General features: G+C 74.6%; 10 protein-coding genes and 3 pseudogenes. 10 read left to right on the top strand and 3 right to left on the bottom strand.

From position 1 onward, the window contains the following. Positions 1 to 18: 18 nt before the first annotated feature. The 3 genes and pseudogenes from ACQP1S_RS17425 to ACQP1S_RS17415 all read left to right on the top strand — a co-directional run. Positions 19 to 246, top strand: a complete 228-nt coding sequence (locus tag ACQP1S_RS17425) for a DUF362 domain-containing protein (RefSeq protein ID WP_432908107.1) — start codon at positions 19 to 21, stop codon at positions 244 to 246. A gap of 46 nt (positions 247 to 292) precedes the next feature. Further along, a complete protein-coding gene (locus ACQP1S_RS17420; protein ID WP_432896432.1) occupies positions 293 to 886 on the top strand; it encodes a precorrin-8X methylmutase in 594 nt (197 codons plus the stop codon). Beyond that, positions 883 to 1,764: pseudogene (locus ACQP1S_RS17415) on the top strand (sirohydrochlorin chelatase); the annotation flags it as partial. The gene ACQP1S_RS17420 and the pseudogene ACQP1S_RS17415, both read left to right, overlap by 4 nt. Before the next feature lie 143 nt (positions 1,765 to 1,907). Here the strand turns inward: ACQP1S_RS17415 and crcB are convergent. Together crcB and ACQP1S_RS17405 are read right to left on the bottom strand one after the other, a co-directional pair. Next, on the bottom strand, positions 1,908 to 2,270 hold the full coding sequence (gene crcB / locus ACQP1S_RS17410) for a fluoride efflux transporter CrcB (protein ID WP_432896429.1): 363 nt from the start codon (positions 2,268 to 2,270) through the stop codon (positions 1,908 to 1,910). 143 nt (positions 2,271 to 2,413) lie between these two features. Next, a pseudogene (locus ACQP1S_RS17405) lies at positions 2,414 to 2,896 on the bottom strand (FluC/FEX family fluoride channel); the annotation flags it as partial. Between the two features lie 423 nt (positions 2,897 to 3,319). Here ACQP1S_RS17405 and paaI point away from each other — a divergent pair. The 6 genes and pseudogenes from paaI to ACQP1S_RS17375 all read left to right on the top strand — a co-directional run bounded on the left by paaI (position 3,320) and on the right by ACQP1S_RS17375 (position 9,572). Beyond that, a complete protein-coding gene (gene paaI / locus ACQP1S_RS17400) occupies positions 3,320 to 3,721 on the top strand; it encodes a hydroxyphenylacetyl-CoA thioesterase PaaI (RefSeq protein WP_432908104.1) in 402 nt (133 codons plus the stop codon). Between the two features lie 235 nt (positions 3,722 to 3,956). Further along, on the top strand, positions 3,957 to 5,492 hold the full coding sequence (locus tag ACQP1S_RS17395; protein WP_432896426.1) for an ABC transporter substrate-binding protein: 1,536 nt from the start codon (positions 3,957 to 3,959) through the stop codon (positions 5,490 to 5,492). Positions 5,493 to 5,501: 9 nt separating this feature from the next. Continuing rightward, the gene (locus tag ACQP1S_RS17390) at positions 5,502 to 6,446 is read left to right on the top strand and encodes an ABC transporter permease (protein ID WP_432896423.1); all 945 of its coding nucleotides are present in this window, start codon (positions 5,502 to 5,504) and stop codon (positions 6,444 to 6,446) included. Then, on the top strand, positions 6,443 to 7,456 hold the full coding sequence (locus tag ACQP1S_RS17385; RefSeq protein WP_432896420.1) for an ABC transporter permease: 1,014 nt from the start codon (positions 6,443 to 6,445) through the stop codon (positions 7,454 to 7,456). Before ACQP1S_RS17390 ends, ACQP1S_RS17385 begins: the two co-directional genes overlap by 4 nt. Beyond that, positions 7,453 to 8,475: pseudogene (locus ACQP1S_RS17380) on the top strand (ABC transporter ATP-binding protein); the annotation flags it as partial. The gene ACQP1S_RS17385 and the pseudogene ACQP1S_RS17380, both read left to right, overlap by 4 nt. Positions 8,476 to 8,552: 77 nt before the next feature. After that, positions 8,553 to 9,572, top strand: a complete 1,020-nt coding sequence (locus ACQP1S_RS17375) for an ABC transporter ATP-binding protein (RefSeq protein WP_432896417.1) — start codon at positions 8,553 to 8,555, stop codon at positions 9,570 to 9,572. 99 nt (positions 9,573 to 9,671) lie between these two features. Here ACQP1S_RS17375 and ACQP1S_RS17370 read toward each other — a convergent pair whose 3' ends face one another. Next, the gene (locus ACQP1S_RS17370) at positions 9,672 to 12,083 is read right to left on the bottom strand and encodes an AAA family ATPase (protein WP_432896414.1); all 2,412 of its coding nucleotides are present in this window, start codon (positions 12,081 to 12,083) and stop codon (positions 9,672 to 9,674) included. A gap of 185 nt (positions 12,084 to 12,268) precedes the next feature. Between ACQP1S_RS17370 and ACQP1S_RS17365 the strand changes: the two genes are divergently transcribed. Next, positions 12,269 to 15,247, top strand: a complete 2,979-nt coding sequence (locus tag ACQP1S_RS17365) for a helix-turn-helix transcriptional regulator (RefSeq protein ID WP_432896411.1) — start codon at positions 12,269 to 12,271, stop codon at positions 15,245 to 15,247. The last annotated feature ends 56 nt before the right edge of the window (positions 15,248 to 15,303 follow it).

Below are 15,303 nucleotides of genomic sequence, written 5' to 3'. Positions count from 1 at the left end.
CCCGACCCGCTCGCGGTGCTGCCACCGGCTGACCCGTCGGCGGGGGTCCCGGCCTTCCCGCCGGTGGTGATCGACGCCTGCCAGGGCTGCGGGGCCTGCCTGCTCACCTGTCCCACCCACGCGATCCGCCCGGTGCCCGGCGGCCTGACCGTCCGGGCCGACCGCTGCACCGGCTGCCTGGAGTGTGTGGAGATCTGCCCGGTGGACGCGATCCGGACCGTCACCGACCGACGAGGAGCACCATGACCAGCATCCGCCTGGCCCGCTACCGGCCCGCCTCGGGAGGGGGGCGGTGAGCCGGGTCGTCCACCCGATCGAACAGGAATCGTACCGGATCCTGCGGGACCGGGTCGACCTGCGGCAGCTGCCCCCGCTGACCCGGGCGGTCGTCGAGCGGGTGGTGCACGCCAGCGCCGACCTCGACTACGTCACCGACCTGGTCTGCGACGAGGCGGCGCTGGCCGGCGGGCTGGCCGCGCTGCGGGCCGGGGCGTCGATCGTCACCGACGTGGCGATGGTGGCCGCCGGGATCACCCGCGCGGGGCGGGAGATCGTCTGCCCGGTCGCCGAACCGGCCACCGCCGTCCTGGCCGGGGAGACCGGGCTGACCCGGTCGGCGGCGGCCGTGCGGATCGCCCTGGACCGGGTCGGCCCGGGGGCGGTCTGGGTAGTCGGCTGCGCGCCGACCGCGTTGTTCGAGCTGATCGCCGTCGACGCCGCCCCGGCGCTGGTGGTCGGGCTGCCGGTCGGTTTCGTCGGGGCCGCCGAGTCCAAGGCGGCGCTGCGGGCCAGTGGCCTGCCCGCCGTGTCCAACACCGGCGAGAAGGGTGGCTCGGCGGTCGCCGCCGCCGCCCTCAACGCCCTGCTCTACCAGGAGGAAACATGACCGCACTGGTCATCGTCGGGCACGGTACGCGCAGCGCGGCCGGGGTCGCGCAGTTCGCCGCGCTCGTCGACCGGGTCCGGGACCGGGCCGGCACCGCCGTCGGCGACGTCGAGGGCGGTTTCATCGAGCTGTCCCGGCCGCCGCTGACCGACGCGGTGAGCGCCCTGGTCGGGCGGGGGCACCGGGCACTGGTCGCGTTGCCGCTGGTGCTCACCGGCGCCGGTCACGGCAAGGGCGACATCCCGGCGGCGATGGCGCGTGAGCAGGACCGCCACGCCGGCCTGACCTACCGTTACGGTCGGCCGCTCGGTCCGCACCCGCTGCTGCACACCGTCCTGGAGCAGCGGATCGACACGGCGCTGGCCGGGGCGGACCGGGCCGGCACCTGGGTGGCGCTGATCGGGCGCGGCGCCACCGACCCGGACGCCAACGCCGAGGTGGCGAAGGTGGCCCGGCTGCTCTGGGAGGGGCGCGGCTACGCCGGGGTCGAACCGGGGTTCATCTCGCTGGCCGAGCCCTCCGTGCCGGCGGTGCTCGACCGGTTGCGCCGGCTCGGTGCCCGCCGGATCGTGGTCGCGCCGTACTTCCTGTTCGCCGGGGTGCTGCCGGACCGGATCGTGGCCCAGTCGCAGGCGTACGCGGCCGGGCACCCCGACCTCGACATCCGGGTCGCCGACCTGATCGGTGACTGCGACGCCCTGGCCGACCTGGTCCTGGAGCGGCATTCCGAGGCGTTGCGCGGGGACATCCGGATGAACTGCGACACCTGCGCATACCGGGTGCTGATGCCCGGCTTCGCCGACAAGGTGGGTCGCCCGCAGACCCCCCACGACCACCCCGACGACCCGGTCGACGGTCACGGCCACCACCATCACCACGAGGGCGGTCACCACCATCACGAGGGCGGTCACCACCACGACAGCGGTCACCACCACGACAGCGGTCACCACCAGGACGGCGGCCGGCATGCGGTGCGGGACGTGACCCCGGTGCGTTGAGGCCCGGTTCGCCGGTTGGCCGGTCAGCCGGTCAGCGTCCGGGCCAGGGCGAAGCCGAGCGTCGCCGCGCCCAGCCCGGCGACCACGCTGACCAGGGCGTTGGCCAGCGCGTACCGCCGGTCACCGGCGCGGGCCAGCCGTACGGTCTCGTAGCCGAAGGTGGACCAGGTGGTCAGCGCGCCACAGAAGCCGGTGCCGACCAGCGCGGTCACCGCCGGTCCGGCGGGCACCCCGACCACCGCGCCGAGCAGCAGCGAACCGGCGACGTTGACGGTCAGCGTCCCCCACGGGAACCGGGAGTGGTGGCGGGCCTGCACGGCGCGGTCGGTGAGGTAGCGCAGCGGCGCACCCAGCGCCGCGCCGAGCGCGATCAGCAGCACGGTCACCGGGGGCCCTCCCGGTCCATCCGGCCCGTCCCCGGCGACTGGTCGTCTCGGCTCGTGCCTGGCGACTGGTCGTCTCGGCTCGTGCCTGGCGGCTGGTCGTCTCGGCCCGCCTTCGGCGACCGGCGGCGCCGACCAGAGCCTGGCGGTCGTCCGCCCCGGCCGGCCCCCCGGTCCAGCAGCCGGGTGGCCAGGGCATCGCCGGCGACGACCGCCAGCAGTCCGCCGACCAGGGTGGTGGCCAGGTAGCCCCCCGCGATCCCGGCCGCCCCGGCGGCCAGTGCCCGGTGCACGTCGACGACGTACGCGGAGAAGGTGGTGAAACCGCCGAGCACGCCGACCCCGAGGAACGGCCGGACCAGCGGGCCCACCCGACGCCGGCCGAGCACCGCCATCAGCGCCCCGATCAGCAGGCAACCGGTGACGTTCACGGCAAAGGTGGACCAGGGGAAGCCGGTCGGGGTGTGCGGCAGGGCGGCCTGGACCCCGGCCCGGGCGAGGGCCCCGAGCACCCCACCGGCGGCGATCGCGCCCAGCACGGTGGCCGGGTGCGCGGTCAGCTCGCTCCGGTCGGTCGGGACGCGCAGGTCGACGTCGGGATCGACGCGACGCGGTGCCCCCTGGGTCATCGGGACCTCCCCACCAGTATGCGGACCACTGGCAGGGACCGTTGGCGCCTCCGGCGCGGTTCTCCCGGTCGGGCCGGGACGGCGGGCCCCACCGCCGACACGTCCGTGAGCATAGCCCGACCGGCCGCCCCCCACCGCGAAAGGAGGCGGCACCGGCGGCCGACCCGGGCCGGTGTGTCCGGGCGGTGCGGCAGGTCGGATGCCCGCCACGGCCCGGACCGGGTGGATACCGCCCCGGCCGCGTACGGTCGGCAGCGGCGGCCGGCACGGGTCCCGGTCGTCGCGCCGTGACCATCAGGAGGAACCGTGCCGGACCGCAGCCCGCCCCCCAGCGCGCCCGACCCTGCCGAGGAAACCGGCGGCGGCCGGGTCGAGCGGGTGCCGCGCGGCGGAGCCGGGACCGGTCGGACGGCCGCCCACGACATGTTCGACGCCGACGTGGCCTCCCGGGGCCTCGGCATCGAGCTGGTCTCGGCCGGGGGCGGCGCGGCGGTGGCCCGGATGCGGGTGACCGCCGGGATGCTCAACGGCCACCGGATCGGTCACGGTGGTGTCGTCTTCCTGCTCGCCGACACCGCCTTCGCGCTGGCCTGCAACACCCACGGCCCGGCCACCGTCGCGGCCGGCGGTGAGATCAGCTTTCTCCGTCCGGTGCGCGAGGACGACCTGTTGACCGCGTACGCCACCGAACGTGTCCGGTACGGCCGCAGTGGCATCTACGACGTCACCGTCACCCGCGGGGACGAGGTGGTCGCCGAGTTCCGGGGACGCAGTCGCACCCTCGACCGGTCCTCCGGCGACCGACCGGCACCGCGGGAGGTTTGACCGTCGCGCGGTGGGAAACAGGGTGTACGCGCCCGTCCGCCGTACACGCTCCACACGCGACGGCGCGCGGCGGTCGGCGGTTGGCGCGCGCCGATCAGCTCCGCCGGTGACCCCGTGAGGTGCGGGGGTCGTCCGGGGACAGTCGGGGAATTGCGGTGGTTTCATTGACATCGCCCCGGTTGGCGGAGAAGACTCGCCCTTTGATCTGCCAGGCGACGGAGGGTGACCGAGTCCCATGACCAGACCGAGGATCGTCGCAGTGGCGCTCGCCGTCGCCCTGACCGGGCTGGCCGGATGCAGCGCCGGAGACAGCGTCGACGTCGACGGTGACGCCACCGCCGGCGGATCGGCCGGGGGCACGCTCACCGCCGCGATCGGCGGCGAACCGGACCAGCTCGACCCGCACAGGACGTCGGCCTACTACAGCTTCGAGGTGCTGGAGAACGTCTACGACACCCTCGTCGAGCCGGACGCCGACCTCAAGATGGGGCCCGCGCTGGCCACCAGGTGGACCACCAGCAGCGACCAGCTCACCTGGACGTTCACCCTCCGCGAGGGCGTGACGTTCTCCGACGGTTCCCCGCTGACCTCGGAGGACGTCGTCTACTCGTACCAGCGGATCATCAGGGAGAAGCTGAACGCGGCGTACAAGTTCGCCACCGTCAAGTCGGTCACCGCGCCCGACCCGGCCACGGTGGTGGTCACGCTGACCGCGCCCACGCCCAACCTGCTGGCCAACCTCGGCGGCTTCAAGGGCGTCGCGATCGTCGAGAAGTCCAACGTGGAGTCCGGCGCGATCAAGACCAGGCCGGTGGGCAGCGGCCCTTTCACGGTGGCCTCCTACACCTCCGGCGACACCATCAAGCTGACCCGCAACGACGCCTACTGGGGGCAGAAGCCCAAGCTCGACGGGGTCACCTTCACCTTCGTCAAGGACCCGACGGTGGCGTTGCAGAATCTGCGCGGCGGTGAGGTGCAGTGGACCGACAACCTGCCCCCGCAGCAGGTGCCGGCGTTGAAGGAGGCCGGCGAGGTGGCCGTCACCACCACCCCCTCGACCGACTACTGGTACCTCGCCCTCAACGAGGGGCGCGCGCCGTACGACGACGTGAACGTCCGCCGGGCCGTCGCGTTCGCCCTGGACCGGGAGGCGATCACCAAGGCCGCCAAGTTCGGGCAGGCCACCGCCAACCAGACCGCCATCCCCCAGGGCAGCTCCTGGTACTACGACTACTCGCCCTACCGGCACGACCCGGACCAGGCCCGGCAGTTGCTCGGCCAGGCCGGCGTCAGGGGCCTCACCCTGGACCTCATGGTGACCAGTGAGTACCCGGAGACGGTCAGCGCCGCCCAGGTGATCGCCGCCCAGCTCAAGGAGGTCGGGATCACCGTGAAGATCCGTACCCTGGACTTCGCCCAGTGGCTCGACGAGCAGGGCAAGGGAAACTTCGGCGGGTTCCTGCTCGGCTGGCTGGGCAACATCGACCCGGACGAGTTCTACTACGCCCAGCACCGCACCGGCGGCACGTTCAACTTCCACAAGTACAGCAACCCCACCGTCGACACCCTGCTCGACCAGGCCCGCACCCAGACCGACGAGGGCGTACGCAAGCAGACCTACGAGCGGGCGGCGAAGCAGATCGTCGACGACGCCAGCTACATCTACCTCTACAACCCGGACGTGGTGCAGGGCTGGTCCAAGAAGGTCACCGGCTACCAGGTGCGCACCGACCGGGCGATCCGGTTCCGCGACGTCGCCCTGGCTCGCTGAGGCGGCGGCGTGGGACGCTTCGTCCTGCGGCGGCTGCTCCAGTCGGCCGTCGTCCTGCTCGGGGTGACCCTGGTGGTCTTCCTGCTGCTGCAACTGGTCCCCGGCGACCCGGTCCGGGTCGCCCTCGGCACCCGCTTCGACCAGCAGACCTACGACGCGCTGCGAGAACGCTCCGGGCTGGACCGGCCGCTGGTGGTGCAGTACCTCAGCTATGTCGGCCACGCCCTCACCGGCGACCTGGGGGTCAGCTTCCGCAGCGGCCAGCCGGTCACCTCGATCGTGCTGGAACGACTCCCCGCCACGCTGTCCCTGGCGGTGACCGCCGTGCTGTTCGCGCTGCTGGTCGCCTTCCCGCTCGGCGTGCTCTCCGCGGTGCGCAGCGGCTCGTTCGTCGACCACGCCGCCCGGGTGTTCAGCCAGTTCGGGGTCTCCGTCCCGGACTTCTGGATGGGCATCATGGGCATCCTGCTCTTCGCCGGGGTGCTCGGCTGGCTGCCACCGTCGGGCTACGTGGCGCTCACCGACGACCCGGCGGGCTGGGCGTCCCACGTGGCCCTGCCCGCCGCCGCCGTCGGCCTGGTCACCGCCTCCATCCTCACCCGGTTCATCCGCTCCTCGGTGCTCGAGGTGCTCGCCGAGGACTACGTGCGCACCGCCGAGGCCAAGGGGCTGCGCCGCCGGGTGGTGATCGTCCGGCACGTGCTGCGCAACGCGCTGATCCCGGTGGTCACCGTGGTGGCGGTGCAGTTGGCCAGCCTGGTCGGTGGGGTGATCGTGATCGAGGTGCTCTTCGCCTGGCCCGGCGTCGGCCGGCTCACCTACGACGCCGTCCAGGCCCGGGACTATCCGGTGCTCCAGGGCGCGGTGCTCTTCGTGGCCACCCTCTTCCTGTTGATGAACCTGCTGGTGGACGTCCTCTACGCCCGCCTCGACCCGAGGATCACGCTGCGATGAGCGCGGCCGGGGACCGGGCGTCGACGGACGCCGGCACGCCGGGCGGCGCGGCCGACCCGTCCACCGCGCCGCACCCGCCGACGCGCGCCGACCTGACGTCGCCGCGTCCGGTGGACGACCACCCGCCGACGCGGGCCGCCGAGGCGGGCACCCTGCGGCGTACGCTGACCGCGCTGCGGCACGACCCGCCCGCCGTCGCCGGCACGGTGGTGCTGCTGGCCCTGCTGGTCGTCGGGCTGGCCGGGCAGTGGCTCGCGCCGGCCGGGATCAACGACGTGGACGTCGACCAGATGCTCCGTCCGCCCAGTGGCGCACACCCGTTCGGCACCGACGAGTTGGGCCGTGACGTGCTCAGCCGGGTGCTGGTGGCGGCCCGGGTGTCGTTGCAGGTGGGCCTGGTCAGCGTCGGCATCGCCCTGGCCGTCGGGGTGACCGTCGGCCTGCTCGCCGGCTGGTACGGCGGCTGGGCGGACAACCTCCTGATGCGCGGCATGGACGTGCTGTTCGCGTTTCCGGTGCTGCTGCTCGCCGTGGCGATCGTCGCGGTGCTCGGCCCGGGGCTGGTCACCGCGATGGTCGCCATCGGCGTGGTCTACACCCCGATCTTCGCCCGGGTGACCCGGGCCAGCGTGCTCGCCGTCCGGGAGCAGGTCTTCGTCCGGGCGGCCGTCTCCATCGGCACCTCCGACCTGCGCATCCTGCGCCGGCACGTGCTGCCGAACATCGCCGCCCCGCTGATCGTCCAGACCTCGCTGTCGCTGGCCTTCGCGATCCTGTCCGAAGCGGCGCTGTCCTTCCTCGGGCTCGGCGTCCAGCCACCCGCGCCGGCCTGGGGCCGGATGCTCTACGACGGGCGCGGGTTCATCACCGACGCCTGGTGGCTGGGGTTCTTCCCCGGCGCGGCGATCTTTGTGACCGTACTCGCCTTCAACCTGGTCGGTGACGCGCTGCGGGACGTGCTCGACCCGCGTCAGCTCACCGTCAGCGAGGCCCGCAGGAGCACCCGATGAGCGCGCCCGTCGTACCGTCGCCCCGGGCCGCCGGGGAACCGCCCGGTGGCGAGCCGGTGCTGGCCATCGACGACCTGACGGTCACCCTCGGCACCCGCAACGGTCCCGCCCGGGCGGTCGCCGGCGTCGACTGGTCGGTGGCCCCCGGTCGGACCCTCGCCCTGGTCGGCGAGTCCGGCAGCGGCAAGAGCATGACCGTGCTCGCCGCCACCGGCCTGGCGCCACGCTCCGCCACGGTCACCGGCCGGGTCCGGCTGCTCGGCCGGGAGTTGACCACGATGTCCGAGACGGACCGTCGCCGGTGGCGCGGCCGACACGTCGGTTTCGTCTTCCAGGACCCGATGACCACCCTCAACCCGGTGCTGACCGTCGGCCGCCAGGTCACCGAGGCGTGCGAGGAACACCTCGGGATGAGCCGGCGGCAGGCCCGGTCCCGCGCCGTCGAGTTGCTCGACCTGGTCGGCATCCCGGCACCCGAACGTCGGGTGGACGCGCACCCGCACCAGTTCTCCGGCGGGATGCGCCAACGGGTCGTCATCGCGATGGCGCTGGCCTGCGAACCGGAGTTGCTCATCGCCGACGAACCGACCACCGCGTTGGACGTCACCACCCAGGCGCAGATCGTCGAACTCGTCGCCGACCTGCGCCGCCGGCTCGGCACCGCCGTCGTCTGGATCACCCACGACCTCGGGGTGGTGGCCGGGATCGCCGACACCGTCGCGGTGATGTACGGGGGGCGGATCGTCGAGCAGGGGCCGGTCGACGCGGTGTTCGCCGCGCCGGGGCACCCGTACACCCGGGCCCTGCTGGCCGCCCGGCCCCGGCCCGGCGCGGCGGGGGAGGAGCTGGCCGCGATCCCCGGCGCGCCTCCCAGCCCGCTCGACCTGCCGGCCGGTTGCGCGTTCTGGCCCCGCTGCCCGGTGCGGGGCGACGCCCGCTGCGCACACGAACTGCCACCGCTGGTCCCGATCGCCCCCGGGCACCGGGTCCGCACCTTCTATCCCACCCCCGCCGACGGCGGCGCCACCGTCGACCCCACCACCGGCGACGGCGGCGCCACCGCCGAGGACCGCCATCAGCTCCGCCCGGAGGATCGATGAGCACCGCAGCCGTCGCCGAACTCGACGATCTCACGGTCTGGTTTCCCGGCCCCGGTGGCCCGCCGGTGCGCGCGGTGGACGGGGTGTCGCTGACCGTGCGGGCCGGCGAGACCCTCGGCCTGGTGGGGGAGTCCGGCAGCGGCAAGTCGACCACCGGCCTGGCGCTGCTGCGGCTGGTCGACCCGACCACCGGGCGGATCAGGGTCGGTGGCGAGGACGTCACCGGTTGGTCGCGTCGCCAGCTGCGCGGGCTGCGCCGCCGGGTGGCGATGGTGTTCCAGGACCCACAGGCGTCGCTGGACCCGCGCCGGACCGTCGGCGCCAGCATCGCCGAACCGCTGGTCGTGCACCGGCTGGCGGGTTCCGCCGACGCCCGCCGACGCCGGGTCGCCGAGCTGCTCGACCTGGTCGGGCTGCGACCGGAGACGGCCGGTCGGCACCCGCACGAACTCTCCGGCGGCCAGCGCCAACGGGTCGGGATCGCCCGCGCGCTGGCCGGTGAACCCGACCTGATCGTCCTCGACGAACCGATCGCGTCGCTCGACCTGAGCGTCCAGGCGCAGATCATGAACCTGCTGCGCCGGCTGCAACGGGACCTCGGGTTGACCTACCTGTTCATCGCGCACGACCTGGCCGCGGTGGAACACCTCAGTGACCGGATCGCGGTGATGTACCTGGGGCGGATCGTCGAGACGGGCACCCCGACGCAGCTCTGGCGGGAGCCGGCCCACCCGTACACGGCGGCGTTGCTGTCGGCGATCCCGGTGGCCGACCCCCGGGTAGAGCGCAACCGCCGACGGATCATCCTCAGCGGTGAGCTGCCCAGCCCGACCGACCCGCCGAGCGGCTGCCGGTTCCGGACCCGCTGCCCGCAGGCCCGTCCGGAGTGCGCTGAGACCGATCCGCCCGCGGTCGAGGTGGCCCCCGGTCACCGTGCCGCGTGCCTCTACGCCGGGGAGGCGGTCCGCGCCATGCGGGCCGATCCGCCCGCGCCGGTCACCGGGGGACCCCGCTGACCCCCCGGCGGGCGGACGCCGGCCTGCGGAACGGGGACCGGCAGGGCGGGCGCACCCGGTGCGCGTGACGTGGTGGGACGACGACCAGCGGGCGGCGGGTCAGGCGGCCCGCGCCGGTAACGGTACGGCGGGACGTGGCACCCCCTCCCCACGTCGTCGCCGGCCACCGGCCATCGGCCCGTGACCGGTCGGTACACCGGCCCGGCGGGCGGGAAGCGGCACGACGACGCCGCCCGGGCGCGGCAACCCGGGGTCGACGGGCCGGGGACGGTGTCCGCCGGGCACCCCCGCCCGCCGGTCGCCCGGTATCGACCCGGCGCGGGTTCCCCCGGCGGCTGCGCCCGGAACCGGACCGGTCGGCTGGAGACCTGTCGGGCCCGCTGCGGGCGGGATGCCCCCACGTTCTGCGGAAACGACGAACCCCGGGCGGGGACCGTCGGCCCCGGCGAGGGCGAACACCGGACATGGACCGTCGGTGGCGGAGACCGCGAACGTCGGGCGGGGACCGCCGGCCCCGGTCGCGGAACAATGTGGATCTTGGTGGCGGGCGGCCCCCCTGAGGGCCATTTGCCACCAAGATCTCCGGCCGTTCGGCGAGCTGGCCGTGACCGGGCCCGGCCGAGGGCTGATGCGTGGTCGGATGGTCGTGGTCGACCGATCGGTCCCGGTGCGGTGGGTGGACGCGGCCCGCCGGGTGAACTCGGCCCGCCGGGTGAATTCGGCGCGCTGGGTGAATTCGGCGCGCAGCGTCCGTGGCAGCCGGTCGTACGCGCAACGGCGCAGGGCGGGATCGACGATGACGTGGCCGCCCCGGGAACCGGACCGGACCAGTCCGGCGTCGATGAGCCGGCGCAGCGCCTGCGCCGCCCGGCCCGCCGCCCAGCCGAGCAGCACGTCGACGGTCGACGCGGCGAACTCGACGTCGAGCGTCGCGGCGGCCATCAGGACCGCCCGGTGCGGGCCGTCGCACCGGTCCAGCAGGGCGGCGACGCGACGGCGGAGCGGCTCGGGCAGTGGCGGCTCGACCGGCCGGCCGGTGAGCGGGCCCGGCGTGACCCGCGCCCCGGTGTCGGCCACACCGCCCACCGCGCTCGGGCCGGTCGGGCGCACCGACGCGTGGACGTAGGCGGCGGCGTAACCGGGACGGCCGGTGACCAGCGGCGCCAGCCGGGTGGCGGACGCGACCGACTGGCCGGCGCGGGTGAGTAGCCGGCGCAGCAACCGGCCGGTGTGGAGGGTGCTCAACGGGGTCAACTCCACCCGGTGGTACCGGTCCGTCGGTGTGGGGTGCGGGTCCGCCCGATCCGGCCGGTGGGTGGCCAGCACCGCCAGCGGTAACCCCCGGGCGGTCGCGGCGGCGAACAGCGAGTGCAGGAAGTGACCCAGTTCGGGGGCCGCCCGGTCCAGGTCGTCCACGCCGACCACCACCGGTCGACGGGCGGCCAGGGCGAGCAGCACCCGGCGTACCGCCGCCGCCCCGGCGACCGCCGACCGGTCCGGCGCGTCCAGCAGCGCGGCGAGCGCGGCCACCGTCGCCGCGACCTGACCCGGCGGGACCAGGCCGTCGACCAGTGCGGCCAGCCGGGCCCGGACGGTGTCCGTCCCCTCGGTGGCGGACAGCCCCAGCAGGTCCCGCAGCAACTCCGCGACCGGCCCGAACACCCGCTCCGGGTACGGCGGGCAGTGCACCACCGCCCAGCGCACCGGCGTGCCGTCGACCTCCGGTAGCCGGTGACGCAGCTCGGTCAGCAGACGGCTGCGGCCGATGCCGTCCGGGCCGACCAGGGCCACCCACCGTGGACGGTGTTCCCGGGCCACCCGGGTGAGCTGTTCCACGGCGGTCGCGACCTCAGAGCGGCGGCCGATCAGCGGGCCGTGGTGTCGGGCCGGGCGCGGGTGTGTCGGGCCGGTGACCCGCCAGACGTCGACCGGCCGCGCCTTGCCGGTGAGGGCGGCCGGGGCGAGGGCGTGCTGGTCGATCAGGCCGGCGGTGGCCCGGTGGGTGGCCGCGCAGACGACCACGCCACCCGGCGGGGCGTACTCCTGGATGCGGGCGGCGGTGGTGAGGACCGCGCCGGAGGCCATCCCGTGGCCGCCGTCGCGGACGGCGGCCAGGTCGACCACCGCCTCGCCGGTGGCGACACCGACCCGGACCCGCAGCGTCACCCCGCCGGGCAACTTCCGCCGGTCCAGCGCACCCTGGATCTCCAGGGCGGCCCGCGCCGCCCGGTAGCCGTCCAGCCCGTCGGAGGTACGCGCCCCGAACAACGCCATCACCGCGTCGCCGACGTACTTCTCCACCGTGCCCTGCCAGCGGCGCAGCACACCGGCGACGGTGTCGAAGTAGGCGAACTGCACCGCCCGGACGTCCTCCGGGTCGAGCCGTTCGGTCAACGCGGTCGAGCCGACGATGTCGGCGAAGAGCACGGTCAGCGTGCGTCGTTCCTGCGGGACCGGCCAGGGCGTCGTGGTGACGTCTTCCCGACCGGTACCGACCGTGGACAGTGGCATCCCACCCACCCTTCCTCCGCAGTGGTCTGATGACTTCGGAGACTGTCACCACCGGTCTGACGGGGGATCTGCCGAACGACGTATGTCGGCGGGCGAGGTCCTTTAGTCGCAAACTCGACGCGAGAGGTACCAGAGACGGATCTAGCCCGTAGAACGGTGCGGGGACCTGTGACTAGGCTGCGGACATGGCCAGCGATGTGGACAGCGCGCCGCTCGTCGGCCGTGCCGACCAGCTGGCGGCGCTGCGCGCCGCGCTCCACGACGACATCGGCCCCGGGCAGACCGCCGCCGTCTTCGTCACCGGTGAGAGCGGGGTGGGTAAGACCCGGCTGCTGACCGAGGCGGCGGCGCGGTTGCGGGACGCGGGAGCGGTGGTGCTCACCGGTTCCTGCCTGGACATCGGCGACGCCTCCCCGCTGCACCCGGTGCTCCAGGCGCTGCGCCGTTTCGACGCCGACCTCGCCGCCGGCCAGGCCCGCACCTCCTCGGCGGTACGCGGACTGCTGCGGACCTTCGCCGAGGAGAGCGGCGGCGCGGACAGCGCCGGGGCGCTGCTGGAACGGGTCTCCGCAGGGCTGAGCCTGATCGCCGAGGGGCGTCCGCTGGTGCTCGTCCTCGACGACCTCCAGTGGGTGGACCGGACCACCCGGCAGCTGCTGCTCTATCTGCTCGCCGGCCTGGGAGGGCTGCAACTGTCGGTGCTGGCGGCGGTCCGGGCCGAGTCGTTGCAGGGGGCCCATCCGCTGCGCCGGGTGCTCACCGAGCTGCGCCGGCTACGGTCGGTGCGGGTGCTCGACCTGGCCCCGCTCGACCGGGCCGACACCGACCGGTTGGCGGGCGAGATCGTCGGCACACCCCTGGCCCCGGAAGCCGCCGACCAGGTCTGGCAGCGCAGCGGCGGCAACCCGTTCGTGGTCGAGGAGTTGGCCCGTGACCTGCGCGACGGCCACGACGGGCTGTCCGACACGCTGCGGGAGATCTTCCTGTCCCGGGTGGACGTGCTGCCCCGACAGGCGCACGCGGCGGTGCACGCGGTGGCCGCCGGTGTCGAGCCGGTCGAGCACTGGCTGCTGGCCGAGGTGCTCGGGCTGCCCGAGCCGGAGCTGATCGGGGCACTCCGGGAGGCGGTCGCCCACCGGCTGCTCGTCGGCGCGGACGACGGCTACCGGCTGCGGCACCGGCTGGTCGCCGAGGTGCTCGCCCACGAACTGCTCCCGGCGGAGCGCGCCGGCCTGCACCGCCGCTACGCCGAGGCGCTGACCCAGGCCCCGGCGGAGCTGCACCAGGCCCGGCTGGCGCATCACTGGCGGCTGGCCGGCGAGCCCGGACGGGCGCTGCCGGCGGCGATGGCCGCGGCCCGGGAGGCGCAACGGCTGCACGGTTTCGCCGAGGCGCACCGGCACTGGTCGGCGGCGTTGCAACTGGCGGCGACCCCGACCAGCGGTCGGTCGGGCGCACCGCCCGAGGTGGACCGGGCGGTGCTGCTCGAGCAGGCGGCCGAGACGGCCCACCAGAGCGGCGAGCACGCCCGTGCGCTGTCCCTGCTGGCCGAGTTGACCGGGGGTGAACCGCTCGCTCCGTCCTGCGGCTTGCGCATCCGACGGGCCCGCTACCTGGCCGCCGCCGGCCGGTCCGCTCCCGCCGAGGCGGAGTACCGGGGGGTGCTGGAGTCCGTCGACTGCACGGCCCGGGACCGGGCCGCCGCAGCCGCCCGATTGGCCGAGCTGCTGCTGCACCTGGGCCGGTACGCCGACGCCGGGCAGCGTGCCCGGGAGGCCCTCGAACTGGCCGCGACGGTCGACGGCAGCACCACCGAGGTGGTGCTGGCCAGCTCCGCGCTGGGCTTCAGCGAGGCGTTCCTGGAGGACCCGGACGCGGGTCTGGCCGTGGTCCGCCGGGCCCTGGAGACCGCCGAACGTTCCGGCGGCCCGGAGGACGTGGCCTGCGCGTACCTGCATCTGGCGGAGTTGCTGACCGGACCGCTGAACATCCTGGAGGAGGGGGTGGTGGTGGCCCGCCGGGGTGCCGAGCGGGTCGCCGAGCTGGGCCTGGGCCGCACCTACGAGACGCGGCTGCTGGCCATCGCCACCAACGGGCTGTTCCGGGTCGGCCAGTGGGCGGAGGCGGAGAAGGTGGTCGCGGCGGCGCTGCGGCACCGCCCCTCCGGGGCCGACGCGGTGGAGCTGCTGCTGGCCCGCTGCCGGCTCTCCGTCGGCTACGGCGACGTCGAGGCGTCCGACCGGGACCTGGAGGCGGTGGCGACCATGCTCGCCGGTGGTGGTGCGCCCCGGCACGTGCTGCCGATGCTGATCCTGCGGGCCGGCCTGGCGATGTGGCAGGGCCGGCACGACGTGGCCCGGCAGGCGGTGCAGCGTGGGCTGACCGAGAGCCGCTCCGACGACGTGGTGCTGCTGGGCGCGCTGGCCTGGCACGGGCTACGGGCGGAGGCGGAGGCGCATGCCAGCCGTACCGTGGCGGTGGACCCCACGGCGGTCCGCCGGCTGCGCGACGCGGTCGACCGGGTGGCCGCCAAGAGCGTGACGGCGGCCGGCCCGGTCCGGCTCAACGCCGACGGGTTCCTGGCGCTGTGCACGGCCGAGCTGACCCGGCTCGACGGCCGGGGCGACCCGGACGCCTGGGCCCGCTCGGCGGCCGAGTGGGACAAGCGGCACCACCCCTATCCGGCGGCCTATTCGCGGCTGCGGCAGGCCGAGGCGTTGCTGGCCCGACGCAGTCGCAGCAGCACCGCCAGCAAGCTGCTGCGCCAGGCCCACGAGATGGCGTTGAGCCTGGGGGCGGTGCCGCTGACCAGCGAGATCAGGACGCTGGCCGGCCGGGCCCGGGTGGAGTTGACCGAGCGTGCCCAGCCCACCGGCCGCCGTCCGGGTCGTACCCGGTCGACCGGGGTGGGCCGTCAGTCCGCCGGGGCCGCTCCGGCCACCGCCACCGTCGAGCCGGTCGCCGACGAGCTGATCACGCTGACCGCGCGGGAACGCGAGGTGCTCACCGCGGTGGCCGAGGGGCTGACCAACAGGGAGATCGGCCAGCGGCTGTTCATCAGCGAACGGACCATCGGCGTACACGTGTCGCACATCTTCGACAAGCTCCAGGTGCGGACCCGGGTGCAGGCCAGCGCCATTCACCTGCGTAACCGGGGCGAGTGAGCGTACGTACGGCGCGGTCGAATACGTCGTTCTACTGATCCCGTGCGCGGTCGACG

Source organism: Micromonospora matsumotoense (assembly GCF_050951065.1).
Lineage (GTDB): Bacteria > Actinomycetota > Actinomycetes > Mycobacteriales > Micromonosporaceae > Micromonospora > Micromonospora matsumotoensis.
Note: the sequence above shows the minus strand (reverse complement) of the source record. Positions and strands in the feature narration are given on the sequence as shown.